The following is a 16479-nucleotide window of genomic DNA, read 5'->3' as shown; positions in this document are numbered from 1 at the left end:
TGTTGCATGTGCCGGCGGCAACGGCAATAGCGTCCCCCTGTTTTTTGACCGAAAGGGTCTCTTGTGTCCTCACCCCTTCGCTTTCTGATCGTTGACGATTTTTCGACCATGCGCCGCATCGTGCGCAATCTGCTCAAGGAGAGCGGGTTCACCGAGGCGGATGAGGCGGAAGACGGCGTGGCGGCGATGCAGAAGCTGCGTTCGAGCAAATTCGATTTTGTCGTCTCCGACATCAACATGCCGAACATGAACGGCTTTCAGCTGCTGAGCGAAATCAAGAAGGACGACGCCCTCAAGCACCTGCCGGTGCTGATGGTGACGGCCGAGGCGCGCAAGGAAGACATCGTGGCCGCGGCGCAGGGCGGAGCGGCGGGTTACATCGTCAAGCCCTTCACCAAGGCCACGCTGGAAGAGAAAGTCACGCTCATTCTCAAGAAGCTGGGGCTGGCCGCATGAGCGAGGATGAACCGAAGGCCGGCACACCTGCTGCCGAGGCCGACGACGTTCACACCCGCATAGGACAGCTGACCCGCCAACTGCACACGGCCCTGACCGAGCTGGGCTACGCCAACCAGCTGCGCAGCACCATGGGCGAGCTGCCGGATGCGCAGAGCCGCCTTTCCTATATCTCGCGGCTGACGGGAGAGGCGGCGGAAAAGGTGCTGGGCCGTGTGGAGATGGCCAAGAACATCCGCGACCAGATGGCCGATGACGGTGCGCGGGTGCTCAAATCCCTGGTGGCCGATCCGGTGGCCGCGGTGGCCAGGGGCGAGGTCTACAACTTCCTCGTGGACCTGGGCAAGGCGGGCGATGCGCTGGATTCGCACCTGACGGAAATCATGATGGCGCAGGATTTCCATGACCTCACGGGCCAGGTGATCGCCCGCGTGGTGACGCTGGCGGCGACGATTGAAGAGCAGCTGTTGCAACTGGTGCTGCAGACGGCGCCGCCGGGCAATGCGCCGGCGCCTGAAACGCCCCAGGCCCCGGCGGCACTGCAGGGCCCGGTGGTGGACCCGGCGAATGCGGCGGACGTGGTGACGGACCAGTCGCAGGTGGATGATCTGCTGGCAAGCCTTGGTTTTTGAATTGTTTATGCCAAAAATGGCATTTACGAAGGCTGGACAAGCGCAACCAGCTATCTTTTTGTTTTGACTCGCCACGGCCTCTTCCGGCCGAATAGCGGCGTACTCCACCCCCTGTTCGCGCTTTAGTCCTTCGCGCTTGTTCCGACAATGGGCTGACCTGATAGCAGGCCAGCCATGGACTCCAGCGAAGACAAACAACTACCGGCAACGGAGCGCAGGCTCCAGAAAGCGCGCGAAGACGGGCAGGCCCCGCGTTCGCAGGAACTGGCGCATCTGGCGGTCCTGGGTGTTCTCGGCCTCATTCTCTGGACCTTCTTCCCGACACTGATCGACGTGCTTTTGCGCGAGATGACGTGGCAGTTCACCTTCGATGCCGCCACCGTGCATGTGCCGGCCAGCATGCTGGCGCGCCTGCGGCCCATGCTGCTGGCGGGTCTGGTGATCAGCCTGATCCTGGCGGTGCTGGCAGCGCTGGCGGCGGTCACTGCCAGCCTGGGCTCGGGCGGCTGGATCTGGAGCCTGAAGGCGCTGCAGCCGCAGTTCAGCCGATTGAGCCCGTTGCAGGGCGCCAAGAACCTGGTGTCCAAGCAGAAGATGGCCAACCTCGGCAAGATGCTGCTGCTGGCCACGGTACTCGTCTGGGCGGCGTGGAAATACATGTCCGGCAGCGCCGAGAAGATGGCGCAGCTGGTGCTGCAGCCCAGTGCCCCGTCGCTGCGCGAGGCGGGCCAATGGATGGGCACCGGCCTGGCCTTGCTGCTGCTGGTGGTGTTCCTGTTTGCCGTGGTGGACGTGCCGCTGCAGCAGTACCTGCACAAATCGCGCCTCAAGATGAGCCATGAGGAGGTGAAGCAGGAGCACAAGGATTCCGATGGCAACCCGCTGATCAAGCGGCGCATCCGCCAGAAGCAGCGCGAGGTGGCCGAGCGCGCCAGCGTGCGGCGCGTGCCCGAGGCGGATTTTGTCGTGATGAACCCGACGCACTACGCGGTGGCGCTGCGCTACGACGACGCCACGATGAGCGCGCCGCAGGTGATTTCCAAGGGAACGGATCTGGTGGCCTTGCGCATCCGCGATCTGGCCACCGAGCACAAGGTACCGGTGCTGCGCTCGCCCATGCTGGCGCGCGCGCTCTACGCCCATGCCGATCTGGAGCGGCCGATCCCGGCGCAGCTCTACACCGCGGTGGCGCAGGTGCTGGCCTATGTCTACCGCCTCAAGGCGGCGCTGCGCGGCGAGGCGCGCATGCCCGACGCCGAGCCGATCCCCGACGCGCACATTCCGCCGGAACTCGACCCCCATTCGCCGCGGGCAGGTAGCGCACGATGAGCCCTTCCATCCAATCCGCCCGCAACTGGGTGGGCGACAACCGCTCCGCGCTGCAGGGGCTTTCCATTCCGGTGCTGGTGGTGGCCATCCTGGCGCTGATGGTGCTGCCCTTCCCGCCGTGGCTGCTGGATACCTTTTTCACCTTCAACATCGCCGTGGCGCTGATGGTGATGATGGTGGCGGCCTACATGATCAAGCCGCTGGATTTCGCGGCGTTTCCGGCGGTGCTGCTGCTCACCACGCTGATGCGGCTCTCGCTCAACGTGGCATCGACCCGCGTGGTGCTGCTGGAAGGCCACACCGGGCCGGGCGCGGCCGGCGCGGTGATCGAGGCCTTCGGGCATTTCCTCATCGGCGGCAATTTCGCCGTCGGCCTGATCGTGTTCGCCATCCTCGTGGTCATCAACTTCATCGTCGTCACCAAGGGTGCGGAGCGCATCGCCGAGGTGTCGGCGCGCTTCACGCTGGATGCGATGCCCGGCAAGCAGATGGCGGTGGATGCGGACCTGAACAGCGGCCTGATCGACGAGAAAACCGCCAAGCAGCGGCGCATCGACATCCAGGACGAGGCCAACTTCTTTGGCGCCATGGACGGCGCGAGCAAGTTCGTGCGCGGCGACGCGATCGCCGGCATTCTGATTCTCATCATCAACATCATCGGCGGCTTTGCCATCGGCATGCTCTCGCACGACCTGAGCGCGAGCCAGGCGGCCAACAGCTACATCCTGCTGGCGGTGGGCGATGCGCTGGTGGCGCAGATTCCGGGCCTGTTGATTTCCGTGGCGGCCGCCATGGTGGTCTCGCGCGTGGGTGCGCGCGACGACGATGTGGGCAGGCAGATCCTGCAGCAGGTCTTCATGTCGCCGCGCGTGCTGGGCATGGCCGGCGGCATTCTGGTGCTGCTGGGCCTGATCCCGGGCATGCCGCACACGGTGTTCCTCATCATCGGCAGCGGGCTGGGCTGGATCGCCTGGATGCTGCTGCAGCGCCAGAAGAAACCGGCGGCCGAGGAAGCGGCGCCGGCGCCGGTGAGCGACGGCGAGGCCAGCTGGGACGATCTGCAGCCCGTGGATCTGCTGGGCCTGGAGCTGGGCTACCGCCTGATCGCGCTGGTGGACAAGAACCGCCAGGGCGATCTGCTCACGCGCATCAAGGGCGTGCGGCGCAAGTTTGCGCAGGAGGTGGGTTTTCTGCCGCCGGCGGTGCATGTGCGCGACAACCTGGAGCTCAAGCCCAGTGGCTACCGCATCCTGCTGCGCGGCGTGGTGGTGGGCGAGGGCGAGGCCTTCCCCGGCATGTTCCTGGCGATCAACCCGGGCGGCATCACCACGCCGCTGATCGGCACGGCCACGACGGACCCGGCCTTCGGCCTGCCGGCGCACTGGATCGACGCGGCGCAGAAGGAAGCGGCGCAAATGGCTGGCTTTACCGTGGTTGATTCGGAAACCGTGATGGCCACCCATTTGTCACACTTGATGCAGGTGCAGGCGGCGCGGCTTCTGAGCCGCACCGAGACGCAGCAGCTCGTGGAGCATGTGATGCGGCTTGCGCCCAAGCTGATTGAAGAAGTGGTGCCCAAGATGGTTTCGATCACGACGTTCCAGAAAGTGCTGCAGCTCTTGCTGGAAGAGGCCGTGCACATCCGCGACATCCGCACCATCATCGAAACCCTGGCCGAATTTGCCGGCAGCACGCAGGACCCGGCAGAGCTGGTCAAGCAGGTGCGCATTGCGCTGGCCCCGGCCATCGTGCAGCAGATCTACGGGCCGACGAACGAGCTCAGCGTGATCGCCATCGAGCCCGGCCTGGAGCACCTGCTGGTGCAGGCGCTTGCGGGCAGCAACGGCCCGGCGCTCGATCCGGGCGTGGCCGACCTGCTCACGCACAAGGCGGCCGAGGTGGCCAACCAGCAGGAAGAGCAGGGCATCCCCGCCTGCCTGCTGGTGCCCGATGCCATCCGCGGCACGATTGCCCGCCTGGTGCGCCGCATGGCGCCGCGCCTGCAGGTGCTCTCGCACAGCGAAATTCCTGAAACCCACACCATCCGCATCGGTCCCGTTCTCAAAGGAGCAACGTCATGAACATCCAGCGTTTTCACGCCTTCACCGCGCGGGAGGCCCTGGCCAAGGCGCGCATGACCTTTGGCGACGGCACGCTCATCCTCTCCAACCGGCCGGTCGATGGCGGCGTGGAAGTGGTGGCGACGGCGGAAGACACGCTGCCCGAGGCACAGACCCAGCCGCAGGCGCGACTGCAACCGGTGGCCGAGACCCGGCGCGGGCGCCTGCAGGACCGTGCCGATGACCTCGCGGCGAGCCCGGTGCGCAGCCAGCACGCCGCGGAAGGTCTGGTGCGCAGCTCGGTGGCCAAGGACACGGAGAAGCTGGCGATGAGCACGCTTTCGTTTCAGGACTATGTGCGCGAACGCATGCTGCGCCGCCGGCATGAGGCCCTGCACGGCGATGCCGCGGCCGCGGGCGCGGAAGCCCCGGCGCCATCAACGGCAGCGCCTGCGCGGCGCAGCGAGGCTGTGCAGCCCCTCTCCGAACGCGCCCTGCAGACGCCCGCGCCGCGGCGCAGCGCGCCGGTCTCCGCCGCGCCCACGCTGGCGGCCGGGGTGGGCCAGCAGCACCTGATGCAGGAACTGCAGGCGATGAAAGACCTGATCGAGGACCGCTTCAATACCCTTGCCTGGCTGGGGCAGGCGCGGCAGAACCCGATTCAATCGAGCCTGATGCTCAAGCTGATCCGTGCCGGCTACTCGCCCGCGCTGTCGCGCGCGGTGCTGGAGCACCTGCCGGACAACCTGCCGGCGGCCAATGCCCTGCACTGGCTCATGGCGGTGCTGGAGCGCAACCTCAAGACCGATGCACTGCAATTGCCGCTGTACGAGGAAGGCGGCATCTACGCGCTGGTGGGCGCCACCGGCGTGGGCAAGACCACGACCGCGGCCAAGCTGGCTGCCATGTGCGCGCGCGTGCACGGCCCGGGCAGCGTCGGATTGATCACGCTGGATACCTACCGCGTGGGCGCGCATGAACAGCTGCGCTCCTACGGCCGCATGCTGGGCGTGGTGGCGCACCTGGCGCATGACCGCGCGGCGCTGCAGGATTTGCTGGGGCTGCTGTCGTCCAAGAAAATGGTGCTGATCGACACCACCGGCATCGCTCCGCGCGATCCGCGCCGCCAGGAGATGCTGCAGGTGCTGGACCTGCCCGACATCCGCCGCCTGCTGGTGCTCAACGCCTGCAACCATGGCGATACCTTCGACGATGTACTGGCCGGCTTCAAGACCACGGGCGTGCAGCAGGCCATTCTTTCCAAGATCGACGAGGCGGTGAAGCTGGGGCCGGCGATCGATGCGCTGATCCGCCACCAGATGGTGCTGCGCGGCGTGACCAATGGCCAGCGCGTGCCCGAGGACTGGCAGGCCGCCGACGCGAACCAGCTGGTGGCTGCGTCCATGCGCAGCACGGTCAAGTCGGCGTTCGACCCCAAGGACATCGAGCTCAATTACTTTTTTGCCCAGGCGCCTGCGGTGCTGACGGCCGACACGGAGCTGGCAAGTGTGGCCTGAAATCCACCAGGGCGCGGGGTTGCTGGGCTTCGCGGCCGGGCAGGGGCCGCGCCTGCTGCCGGTGCTCAGCCATCCCGAGGCGGCGATGGAGCTGGAAGTGCTGTGGCAGCTGGCAGTGCAGTTGCAGCAGCAGGGCTACCCGGTGCTGGTGCTCGATGCCACGGCCGGCGAACAGGCGGGAGAGCCGGGCCTTGCACCGTGGCTGGCACGCCAGACTTCGCCCCGGCCCGATGACACGGGCCTGCCCACCGTGGTGCCTGCCGCACGCGGGGTGGCGCGGGTGCTGATGGCTGGGGCGGACGCTCCGGCGGTGCAGGGCCTGGCGGATGCCGTGCGCCATTTCGCGGCGGTGCTGCTGTATGCGCCGGTGCCCGCCGTTGCCGCACTGATGCGTGACCAGGCCGTGACCCCGCTCGTCATTGCGGCGCCGGGTGAAGCGGCCCTGCTGCGCAGCTATGCGCTGCTCAAGCAGATGGCAGCCTGCAGCCCCTTGCCGTGCACGGTGGCCGTGGTGCTGCCGCCGGGCGGCCGGCGCGACGGCGGAGAGCGGGTGCTGCAGGCGCTGCGCCAGGGCAGTGCGCAGTGGCTCGGCGCCAGTCCGCGCGGGGTGGTGGTGGGCGCTGGCGACGAGGCCGCGCTGGGCGCGCTGGCGTTGCAGCTATTGGAAAACGCTTGCACGATGGCCGGCCCGGCTGCCTCCTGTGCAGTACCGGCCCGCAGCCCTGGCGCAACGCACTGCCACCCTAACCTGACGCATTGAATTTTTCGCATGTACACCGCCAAAGGCCAGCTTGACCGCGATGCTTTGTTTCACCAGCATGTACCGCTGGTGCGCCGCATTGCGCACCACATGATCGCCAAGCTGCCGCCCAATGTGGAGCTGGACGATCTGATCCAGGTGGGCCTGATCGGGCTGAATGACGCGCTGACGCGCTACGAAGTCACGCAGGGCGTGCAGTTCGAGACCTTTGCCACCCAGCGCATCCGCGGCGCCATGCTCGACGAGCTGCGCGAGAACGACTGGATGAGCCGCAGCTCGCGCAAAAGCCAGAAGGACATCGAGCAGGCGGTGCGCCGCGCCGAGCAGAAATTCGGGCGCTGCGCCACCGAGTCGGAAATCGCCCAGGAACTGCAGATGGACCTGGCCGACTACCAGTCGCTGCTGGGCAAGGTGCGCGGCGCACAGCTGGTCTATCTGGAAGACATGGGCCACGCGAGCGATGAAGACGGCGGCAGCGACGGGTTTCTGGACCGCAATGTGGCCGACGAGGGCGCCGATCCGGTCACCCTGCTGCGCGAACAGGGCATACGCAGCGCGCTGGTGGCCGCCATCAAGCTGCTGCCCGAGCGCGAGCAGCACATCATGGGCATGTACTACGAAGAGGACATGAACCTCAAGGAAATCGCCGCCGTGCTCGGCGTGACCGAATCACGCGTGTGCCAGCTGCACAGCCAGGCCGTTGCGCGCCTGCGCAACAAGATGCGTGAACATTGATCGGGTTTGCTTCCAAAAAAGAAGCTGACGGCGCGCGTGCAGCATGCGCAAAGCCGTGATTTTGATCCGAATTTAACCGGGTGCGCGGTAGATCCTGGCCTTGCTGGCGCTCGATGGCCCGTAGGTGACGGCGTCTGCCGGGGGCAGCAGCGATGCGGCCTGCTGCCCGGTGATTGCCAGCACGCGGGCCAGTTGCTCGCGGGTGCTGCCCAGCTGTGCGCCCAGTGCCTGCATGCGCGGTGCGAAATCGTGCGGCAATGCGTCGGCAGGGGTTTGCGCGACCCAATCGGCCAGTGCGCCCATGGCGGCGCGCACGGCCTGGGCGTGCGCCGACACGCCATCGGGGCTGGAAGGGGAGGCAATGCTGGCCTGCAGCTCGGCCAGCGCCGCTTCCAGTCGTTCCAGAGGGGTGCCCACAGGCATGGAGGCCGTCTGCTTCAGTGACTGCGGCGCGTCTGCGCGTAAGACAGGGTTTCGGCGGCGTTTTCCAGCATTTTGTCCGCCACCGCTTCGGCGTTCACGCGGAAGGTTCCTTTTTCCAGGGCGCTTTTGACGGCGGCCACCTTCTCGGCATTGAAGTCGGTGCTGCTGCGCCCCAGCGCCGCCGTGCGCACGTTTTCCGACAGCGTGACCGGGACACCGGCGTTGCCCACCCCGGCGGCGGAGCGCGTCGCGGCTTCGGCGGCGGGAGCAGGCGTGGCTGCGGCTTTGGCCTGCTGCTTGGCGGCAGCGGCGTGCGACAGCGTGCTGGCAAGGTCTGCGTTGTTTCCGATTTTCATGGCACTCTCCGCCGCCCCGGACATGGCATGGGGCCTGTAGGCAGGTTAACGGCAACTCCGGCGCGATCTTGAGGAATTTTGTCCGCGGGGGTGTTGCGCATCATAAGGCGGCTTCAATTGTTCCGTCAGAGTTGACAATTCCTGAAATGACCTTGCCATTGGCCATGCGTATGCGCACATTTTGCCCTGCGGCCCCCGCCGCCATCGCCTGGCCCGATGAGGTGACGGCAAAGCCCGGCCCCTGCACCCGGATCTGTACCGGAGCGCCTGCCTTGAACAGATAGGGCGCGCGCACCATGTTCTGGCGCAGCGCCTGTCCGGCGGACAGCGGCAGCGCGGCCACCTGGCCGACCCAGGCCTGCGGGTTGGTCACCACGGCGGCGGGGTTGGCGGCCCAGTCCACTTCAGACTGCATGGCATCGTTTTCGGTCAGCGTGGCGCCGGTGGCGACGTTGCCGGTGAGCACCCAGGCCGGGCCGAAGGCCTGCACCGTGAGGGGCAGGAAGACGTTCCAGCGGGTTTCCCCCTCCAGGCAGCGCAAGCCCAGCCGGGTGCGCCCCCACAGGCGCGCGCCCGGTGGCAGATAGGGTTCCACGCGGTTGCACGGCGCGAGCCGCAGGCGTGCGTCGAGCTGCCCGACCTGGACCTGCATGCGCAGCGGCGAGGCATCGGCAGGCAGCTGGGCCAGCGCCTGGTCCACCCACTGCTGCGTCAGCGCCACCAGGTCTTGCGGGGTGCTTGCCTGCTGCGCATGCGCGGGCCACGCCAGCACCGCCGACAGAACCGCGGCGGTCATTGCGTGCATCAGGCGAAATGGGTTCATGCTGCCCAACCTCCAGTCTTCCCTTCTCCGGCCCCGCGCAGGGAGCATGCAGGGACTATGGGACGCCTGCCACTGTAGGGCAGCCGCGGCGCGCCGAAGCCGGAAACAGCGGTCGGCAGCCACCCCTTATCGCCCTTTAGAAATCGGCGGCGGTTTCCATAATCGACGCACGCCATGAAGCCCCGGGGCCATGGCGACCCATCCTCTGCACCGTGCGAGGTAGAAGCATGCTCGACAAATTGACCTCTTCGCTGAATCTGCAAGGCAATGCGCTGATGCTGCGTTCCGAGCGCCAGCGCGTGCTTGCGAGCAACATTGCCAATGCCGATACGCCGGGCTACAAGGCACGCGATTTCAAGTTTGCCGAGGCCTTGCAGCAGGCGGGCACGCCGCAGACCGGCAGCCGCCTTGCGGCACAAAGTACCAGCAACCCGCGCCACATTCCCCTGCAGCCGGTGGCTTCCGGCGCGAACAGGCCCGGCTATGCGCTGCAGACCGAGCCGGCGCTGGACAACAACAGCGTGGACATGGACCGCGAGCGCGCCGCCTTCATGGACAACGCGGTGCGCTACGAGGCCACGCTGCGCTTCATCAACTACCAGTCGCGCACGCTGCAGAGCGCGATCACCGGCCAGTGAGGTGACCGCCATGTCGATGTTTTCCATCTTCAACATCTCCGCCAGCGCCATCGGCGCGCAGGCGCAGCGCCTGAATGTGGTGGCCAGCAACCTCGCCAACGTCGATGCGGTGGCCGGCCCCGACGGCCAGAGCTACAAGGCGCGCCAGGTGGTGTTCCAGACCACGCCCATGGGCGGAGACGGCGGCGCCGGCGTGAAGGTCTCCAACATCCAGGAAAGCGATAGCCCTGGGCGGCGCGTGCTCGATCCGACCAACCCGCTGGCCGATGCCCAGGGTTATGTGACGCATTCCAACGTCAACGCCGTCGAGGAGATGGTCAACATGATCTCCGCCTCGCGCGCCTACCAGAACAACGTCGAGGTGATGAACACGGCCAAGGGGCTGCTGCTCAAGACCTTGCAGATGGGCCAGTGAGCCCAGGAGTGTTCCCATGTTCATCAGCCCCATAGACACCAGCGCGCTCGATGCGGGCGCTGCGAGCACGTCCAGCACCACGCAGAAGAACACCGATCCAAATGCCATGCAGGACCGGTTCCTGAAGCTGCTGGTGGCGCAGCTGCAGCACCAGGACCCGATGAACCCGATGGACAACGCGCAGATGACCACGCAGATGGCGCAGATCAACACCGTCACCGGCTTGCAGCAGCTCAACCAGACGGTGCAATCCATGGCGCAGCAGTTTGCCGGCATGCAGCAGCTTGCGGGCGTGTCGCTGATCGGCCGCTCGGTGCTTGCCGATGGCGATCGGCTGACGGTGAGCAATGGCGAGGCGCAGGGGCTGTTCGACCTGGACCAGGCGGCGACCGACGTGAAGGTGGAAATCCTCACCCCCGGCGGGAACGTGGTGGACACGGTGCCACTGGGCGCGCTCGACGGCGGGCGCCACGCCTTCGGCTGGGATGCGAGCGGCTACAAGGGCGATACCAGTGCGCTGCACTACCGCGTCGTCGCCGCCAACGGCAAGGACGCCGTGACCGCCACGCCACTGGTGCAACAGCCGGTCATTGCCACCGGCAGCGATGCCAAAGGGCTCACGCTCACGTTGGGCAACGGCTCCACCGTCGCCTATTCCGCCATTCGTGGCGTCGTCTGACGCCAGCCCCGCGCATTTCAGGAGCACAGGAGCACAACCATGGGATTCCAGCAAGGATTGACCGGCCTCAACGCGTCCAGCAAGAACCTGGATGTGATCGGGCACAACATCGCTAACTCGCAGACGGTGGGTTTCAAGGCCTCGCGCACCGAATTCGCGGAGATGGTGGCCACGGCCATCGGATCGGCGGGCGGCAACAATGCCGGCATCGGCGTGCAGGTGGATGCGATCGCCCAGCAGTTCACCCAGGGCAATATCTCGATCACCGGCAACACCATGGACGTGGCCATCAACGGCAATGGCTTCTTCCAGGTCAGGCAACCCGATGGCAGCATGGCCTACACGCGTGCCGGCAATTTCAAGCTCGACGACAAGGGCAATGTCATCACCAACAACCTGGCGCAGCTCATGGGCTACCCGGTGGATCCCCTGACCGGCCAGCGCAGCGCCAGCTCGCCCATCCCGATGGTGTTTCCGACGGGTGCGCCCATCGCGGCCAAGCAGACCGACAACATCGTGGTCTCGATGAACCTGGATGCGCGCGCCACGGATGCGGCGGGCAGCGCCGGCCCGCCCCCCATCCCTGCAACCCCGCGCTCGGCCTATGGCACTTCCATCAACGTCTATGACAGCCAGGGCGTGGCCGTTCCCGTCAGCCTGTATTTCCAGAAAACGGCCACCGCCAACACCTGGGACATCTACGACAAGCTCGATGACCCGACGGCGACGCCGCCCGTGGTGGCGACACCGGTAGGCCAGCTGGTGTTTGACGGCACAGGCGTGCTGACCAGCGGCTCGCCGCTGACGCTGACCGTGGACCCGGCACTGACCAACCCGAACAACCCGCCGGCGCCGTTTCCGGTGACGATAGACCTGAGCAAGGCGACCCAGTTTGGCACCAAGTTCGCCGTCACGGAGCTGACGCAGGACGGCTATACCTCGGGGCAGCTGACCGGCATCAACATCAGCCCGGATGGGACCATCCTCACGCGCTATTCCAATGGCGTGAGCCGCCCCGAGGGGCAGATTGCGCTGGCGTCATTCCGCAATACCCAGGGGCTGGCCGACGTGGGCAACAACCTCTGGATGGAGACTTTCAGTTCGGGCCAGCCCATCATGGGCACGCCGACCAACGGCAACTTCGGCGCCCTGCGCGCGGGGGCGCTGGAGGATTCCAATGTCGACCTGACGGCCGAACTGGTCAACATGATGACCGCGCAGCGCGCCTACCAGGCCAACGCGCAGACCATCAAGACGCAGGACCAGGTGCTCTCGACCCTGGTCAACCTGCGCTGACGCCGTTTGATGCCCGGAGCACGCCATGGATCGCATCATCTACACCTCGATGACTGGGGCCAACGCCTCGATGAACCGCCAGGCGGTGCTGGCCAACAACCTGGCGAATGCGTCCACCACCGGCTTTCGCGCCGAAATGGCGAATTTCCGCTCGGTGCCCATGCAAGGCGACGGCGCCAAGACGCGCGTTTTCGCACTGGAGGCCACCTCCGGCCATCGCACGGCCGCCGGCCCGGCGCAGACCACCGGCCGGCCGCTGGACGCCATGGCGACGGGCAATGCCTGGTTTGCGGTGCAGGGGCTCGACGGCACCGAGGCCTATACCCGCGCGGGCGACTTTCAGGTGACGGCGCAGGGGCAATTGGTGACCGGCAACGGCCTGCCGGTGCTCTCGGACGGCGGCGCGCCGATCGATATTCCGCTGGGGGCGGACATCGTGCTCGGCGGTGATGGGACGGTCACGGCCAAGCTGCAGGGGCAGCCGGCGCAGACGGTGGGGCGGCTGAAGCTGGCCACCGAAACGGCCGACACGCCGCTCAAGCGTGGCGATGACGGCTTGTTCCGCACCGCGGCCGGCGACCCGCTGGCGCAGGACCCGAACGCCCAGATGCGCGCCGGCATGCTCGAAGGCTCGAACGTGAACCCGGTGGAGTGCATGGTCGGGATGATCGCCGCGGCGCGCCAGTTCGAGCAGCAGATGAAGCTCCTGCAGACGGCGGAGAGCGACGACAAGAGCGCCGGGCGCTTGCTCAGCCTCAACGGATAAGGAGTTTTCGCCATGATGAATTCGCTCTGGATCGCCAAGACCGGCATGACGGCGCAGCAGACGCAGCTGGACGTGATCTCGCACAACCTGGCCAACGTCTCCACCACCGGCTTCAAGCGCAACAACGCGGTGTTCGAGGATCTGGTCTACCAGAATCTGCGCCAGGTCGGCGCGCAGACCGACGAACAGAACCAGCTGCCCACCGGCCTGCACCTGGGCCTGGGCGTGAATGTGGTGGCCACCAGCCGCAAGTTCACGCAGGGCAGCCTGCAGCAGACCGACAACAACCTGGACGTGGCGATCGACGGCAAGGGTTTCCTGGAGGTCAGCATGCCCGACGGCACCACCTCTTACACGCGCGATGGCTCCTTCAAGCTGGATTCGCAGGGGCGCGTGGTGACTTCCAACGGCCTGCCCGTGGCGCCGGGCCTGACGGTGCCGCCCGACACCAAGAACATCAGCATCGCGCAGGACGGCACGGTCTCGGTCACCGTGGCGGGCAACCCGCAGCCGCAGCAGATCGGGCAGCTCACGATGTCCAGCTTCATCAACCCGGCGGGGCTGGAGCCGGTGGGGCAGAACCTGTTTCGCGAGTCGGCCGCCTCGGGTGCGCCGCAGCAGGGCCAGCCCGGCACCAATGGCCTCGGGATCATCAAGCAGGGTTTTGTGGAGAACTCCAACGTCAACGTCGTGGAGGAACTCATCAACATGATCCAGACCCAGCGCGCCTACGATCTCAACTCCAAGGCGGTGCAGACCAGCGACCAGATGCTGGCGCGTCTGTCGCAGCTTTGACGGGAGACCCCCATGCGCGTGCTTGTCCGTCTGCTTTTCTCCGCTCTGGCATTGTTCGCCGCAGGCTGCGCCAGCATCAATCCGCCGCCGCCGGTGGATGTGCTGCCCACCGAGCCGCCGCGCCTGGCGCCTGTGCCGCAGGCCACGGGTCCGGCCTCGGGCAGCCTCTTCAATGCCGCCACCTACCGCCCGGTGATGGAGGATCAGCGGGCCCGTTTCGTCGGCGATCTGGTGACGATTGAAATCCTTGAAACCATAGACGCCAAGCAAAACAGCCAGTCCAACGTCGGCCGCACGTCCAAGAACAGCGGCAGCATCACGGCGCTGCCGCTGCTGGCGCCCGGGGCGGTCAGCAAGATCGCCGGGCGCAGCGGCATAGGCGCGGGCTACGACAGCGATTTCAGCGGCAAGGGCAACACCAGCAGCACCAACCAGTTCAAGAGCAGCGTCACCGCCATCGTCTCCGAGGTGCTGCCCAACGGCAATCTGGTCATCACCGGCGAGAAGCAGGTGGGCGTGAACCGCGCCGTCGATGTGCTGCGTTTTTCCGGCATCGTCGATCCGCGCCATCTGCGCCGCGGACCCAACGGGCACACCGGCAACGTCATCGATTCGCAGTATGTGGCCAATGTGCGCGTGATCTCGCGCGGCCTGGGCGAGCAGGCCGAGGTGCAGGCCATGGGCTGGCTGGCGCGTGCGTTCAACAGCATCACACCCTTCTGAGGCGATGATGCGGCGGGCTGTTCGGTTGCGCTGGTGGATGCTGTTGCTGTTCTGCGGCATCACAGCCGGTGCCGGCGCGCAGGATTTCCGCGGCCCGGCGCAGCAGCGCTTTGCCGTCTGGCCCAACATCGCGGTGGTGCGCGCCTCCGACCTCGCGGAGTACGCGCAGGACCGCCAGGCGCTTGCCGACCTGCATACGGGCAAGGGCGACCCGGAAAAGCTCGCCGCCGCGCTGCAGGCGGTGGACAGCCTGCAGACCCATGCCCAGCAAGGCGCGCTCAACGAACTGGGGCGCAGCCTGAACGTGCAGCTGATCGCCGAGCTCGATGCGCTGGCGCGCCAGCGCGGCATCGCCAACCCCAAGCTGCATTTCGACTTCGCCGACATCACGCCCCAGCAACTGCAGCGCCCCATGGTGCCCGATGACCTGAAGAAGCGCGTGGCCCGCGTGCAGCTTGTCGGCTACATCACCTACACACGGCTCGATGGCAACCTGGTGCAGGCCACGCTCACGCTGGTCAAACTGCGCACCGGCGCATCGCAAAGCTTTTCCGCCACGGTGCCGGTGAACCTGCTGGCCAAGACGCTGGCCACGCAGGTCTTTGATTATTTTGAAGGTACGCGCCTTGCCGCCCACCGCCGGCCCGCCAGCGCGGGCGAGTGGATTGCCGCCGCGCCGGGACATGTGGACCGGCTGGTGTCGCGCGATGTGGCGGCGCGCTACTGCGCCACACAGGGCGCCGAGCTGCCCACGGCCGCCGAGCTGGAGACGGCCGAGGCGGCGGGCTTTTACGGCGGCGGCGTGGCGCTGCGCGATGGCGGCATGTACCACGTGCAGGGCGGTCTGTACGACACCGCGCTGGCGCAGGACGGCGATTCGCGCGTGCGCCCGAATTTCATCGCCAGCGTGCCCAATGGGCTGTACTACTGCCTGCGGCGACAGCCACCGGTTCGAGCCACGAAAGCTGCCCAACCGAACCGTTGACCTTGGTGTGCGCCAAGGCAACGCTGAACCAGCCCCTCGCATGCCGCGCACGCCTGCTTTCGGCGATCCGCTGCGTGGCAAATCCTCGCGCTGGCTACGGCCATTGCCGCGGTTGGCGCCTTGCCGCCCATCCAAAACCGGGGCGCGCCCCATCGCGGCGACTTGTGCGGCGCCGCCCTGGGTATTGAAATGGATGTTCCGGTACGCGAAGAACCGATCCGCAGCCGCCCTATGCCGGACCTAAGTTTTCGCCTTCACGATCCACGCACTGCTGCTTTTCGGGAGTCGAACATGCATACCCTCTCCATGCCATCCGGCCATCACAAAGCGGCCGCCGCATGGGTGGCCAAGGTGCCCCAGGCCACACTCGCGTTCTGGACCATCAAAATCATGCACCACGGTGGGAGAAACGGCGGCCGACTACCTGGCCTTCGATGCGGGCTGGGGGCCATCGGCGACGCGCGCATTGATGTTCGGCCTGCTCGCGGCAGCACTCGTCTGGCAGCTGCGCACGACGCGCTACACGCCTTGGATCTACTGGCTCGGCGTGGTGCTGGTGAGCATCGTGGGCACGCAGATCACCGATTGGTTCACGGACGGCCTGGGCGTCAGCCTCCATGTCAGCACGCCTGTCTTCGCCTTGCTGCTGGCGAGCATCTTCCTCGCCTGGGCGCGGGTGGAGCACACGCTGTCCATTCACGACATCGTCACACGCCGGCGTGAGCTGTTTTACTGGGCAGCCATCCTGTGCACCTTTGCGCTGGGCACGGCCGCGGGAGACCTGGCCACCGAAGCGCTGCACCTGGGCTTCGCCCGTGGCGCACTGGCCTTTGGCACCTTGATTGCGATCACCTGCGGCGTATGGCGCTTGGGAGGCAATGCGGTCGCCACCTTCTGGATCGCCTATATCCTCACGCGTCCCTTCGGCGCCGCCATGGGCGACCTGCTCACGCAGTCGCATGCCGATGGTGGCCTGGGCATGGGGACGATGTGGACGAGCGCGCTGTTCCTGTCCGTCATCGTGGCACTGGTTGGAATCGAGCAGTACATGCACGGCAATGACGTACCGCAGCACCGAGGCGTGTGAATCC

The 16479-nt window shown here is 66.6% G+C and carries 18 protein-coding genes and 1 pseudogene; 16 read left to right on the top strand and 3 right to left on the bottom strand.

The window, feature by feature from the left end:
- The first annotated feature begins 63 nt into the window (after positions 1 to 63).
- The 7 genes from cheY to K320_RS0109940 all read left to right on the top strand — a co-directional run bounded on the left by cheY (position 64) and on the right by K320_RS0109940 (position 7489).
- Positions 64 to 456: a chemotaxis response regulator CheY gene (gene cheY, locus K320_RS0109970; protein ID WP_024538694.1), complete on the top strand. Its 393-nt coding sequence runs from the start codon at positions 64 to 66 to the stop codon at positions 454 to 456.
- Positions 453 to 1088: a protein phosphatase CheZ gene (locus K320_RS0109965; RefSeq protein ID WP_024538693.1), complete on the top strand. Its 636-nt coding sequence runs from the start codon at positions 453 to 455 to the stop codon at positions 1086 to 1088. Before cheY ends, K320_RS0109965 begins: the two co-directional genes overlap by 4 nt.
- A 174-nt stretch (positions 1089 to 1262) precedes the next feature.
- Positions 1263 to 2417, top strand: coding sequence for an EscU/YscU/HrcU family type III secretion system export apparatus switch protein (locus K320_RS0109960; RefSeq protein ID WP_024538692.1), 1155 nt, complete (start codon positions 1263 to 1265; stop codon positions 2415 to 2417).
- Entirely contained in the window at positions 2414 to 4498 is a 2085-nt protein-coding gene (gene flhA, locus K320_RS0109955; RefSeq protein WP_024538691.1) for a flagellar biosynthesis protein FlhA, read from the top strand. Before K320_RS0109960 ends, flhA begins: the two co-directional genes overlap by 4 nt.
- Positions 4495 to 5994, top strand: a complete 1500-nt coding sequence (flhF, locus tag K320_RS0109950) for a flagellar biosynthesis protein FlhF (RefSeq protein WP_024538690.1) — start codon at positions 4495 to 4497, stop codon at positions 5992 to 5994. Before flhA ends, flhF begins: the two co-directional genes overlap by 4 nt.
- Complete coding sequence (locus tag K320_RS0109945; protein WP_029696020.1) at positions 5984 to 6754, top strand: hypothetical protein; 771 nt, start codon at positions 5984 to 5986, stop codon at positions 6752 to 6754. The genes flhF and K320_RS0109945 overlap by 11 nt, the downstream gene beginning before the upstream one ends.
- Positions 6755 to 6763: 9 nt before the next feature.
- Entirely contained in the window at positions 6764 to 7489 is a 726-nt protein-coding gene (locus K320_RS0109940) for an RNA polymerase sigma factor FliA (RefSeq protein WP_024538688.1), read from the top strand.
- Between the two features lie 72 nt (positions 7490 to 7561).
- Here the strand turns inward: K320_RS0109940 and K320_RS0109935 are convergent, their stop codons facing one another.
- The 3 genes from K320_RS0109935 to flgA form a co-directional block, all read right to left on the bottom strand.
- A complete protein-coding gene (locus K320_RS0109935; protein WP_024538687.1) occupies positions 7562 to 7912 on the bottom strand; it encodes a hypothetical protein in 351 nt (116 codons plus the stop codon).
- Positions 7913 to 7926: 14 nt separating this feature from the next.
- On the bottom strand, positions 7927 to 8268 hold the full coding sequence (gene flgM / locus K320_RS0109930; RefSeq protein ID WP_024538686.1) for a flagellar biosynthesis anti-sigma factor FlgM: 342 nt from the start codon (positions 8266 to 8268) through the stop codon (positions 7927 to 7929).
- A gap of 100 nt (positions 8269 to 8368) precedes the next feature.
- Entirely contained in the window at positions 8369 to 9091 is a 723-nt protein-coding gene (flgA, locus tag K320_RS0109925) for a flagellar basal body P-ring formation chaperone FlgA (protein ID WP_029696019.1), read from the bottom strand.
- A gap of 227 nt (positions 9092 to 9318) precedes the next feature.
- Between flgA and flgB the strand changes: the two genes are divergently transcribed.
- The 9 genes and pseudogenes from flgB to K320_RS18095 all read left to right on the top strand — a co-directional run bounded on the left by flgB (position 9319) and on the right by K320_RS18095 (position 16475).
- Positions 9319 to 9729 carry a flagellar basal body rod protein FlgB gene (flgB, locus tag K320_RS0109920; RefSeq protein ID WP_024538684.1) on the top strand — a complete coding sequence of 137 codons (411 nt, stop codon included), beginning with the start codon at positions 9319 to 9321 and terminating at the stop codon, positions 9727 to 9729.
- Between the two features lie 10 nt (positions 9730 to 9739).
- A complete protein-coding gene (gene flgC / locus K320_RS0109915; RefSeq protein ID WP_024538683.1) occupies positions 9740 to 10144 on the top strand; it encodes a flagellar basal body rod protein FlgC in 405 nt (134 codons plus the stop codon).
- A gap of 16 nt (positions 10145 to 10160) precedes the next feature.
- On the top strand, positions 10161 to 10823 hold the full coding sequence (locus K320_RS0109910) for a flagellar hook assembly protein FlgD (protein WP_024538682.1): 663 nt from the start codon (positions 10161 to 10163) through the stop codon (positions 10821 to 10823).
- Between the two features lie 39 nt (positions 10824 to 10862).
- Complete coding sequence (flgE, locus tag K320_RS0109905; protein ID WP_024538681.1) at positions 10863 to 12119, top strand: flagellar hook protein FlgE; 1257 nt, start codon at positions 10863 to 10865, stop codon at positions 12117 to 12119.
- A gap of 25 nt (positions 12120 to 12144) precedes the next feature.
- Complete coding sequence (gene flgF / locus K320_RS0109900) at positions 12145 to 12885, top strand: flagellar basal-body rod protein FlgF (protein ID WP_024538680.1); 741 nt, start codon at positions 12145 to 12147, stop codon at positions 12883 to 12885.
- 12 nt (positions 12886 to 12897) lie between these two features.
- Positions 12898 to 13680, top strand: coding sequence for a flagellar basal-body rod protein FlgG (gene flgG, locus K320_RS0109895; RefSeq protein WP_024538679.1), 783 nt, complete (start codon positions 12898 to 12900; stop codon positions 13678 to 13680).
- A 12-nt stretch (positions 13681 to 13692) separates the two neighbouring features.
- Positions 13693 to 14403 carry a flagellar basal body L-ring protein FlgH gene (locus tag K320_RS0109890; RefSeq protein ID WP_024538678.1) on the top strand — a complete coding sequence of 237 codons (711 nt, stop codon included), beginning with the start codon at positions 13693 to 13695 and terminating at the stop codon, positions 14401 to 14403.
- A gap of 37 nt (positions 14404 to 14440) precedes the next feature.
- On the top strand, positions 14441 to 15388 hold the full coding sequence (locus K320_RS0109885) for a hypothetical protein (RefSeq protein ID WP_024538677.1): 948 nt from the start codon (positions 14441 to 14443) through the stop codon (positions 15386 to 15388).
- Between the two features lie 291 nt (positions 15389 to 15679).
- Positions 15680 to 16475 (top strand): annotated as a pseudogene (locus K320_RS18095) (COG4705 family protein).
- Positions 16476 to 16479: the final 4 nt, after the last annotated feature.

This window comes from Comamonas badia DSM 17552, assembly GCF_000484635.1.
Taxonomy (GTDB): domain Bacteria; phylum Pseudomonadota; class Gammaproteobacteria; order Burkholderiales; family Burkholderiaceae_C; genus Comamonas_C; species Comamonas_C badia.
The sequence above is the reverse complement of the archived record's forward strand: the minus strand, read 5'-3'. Positions and strand labels throughout refer to the sequence as shown.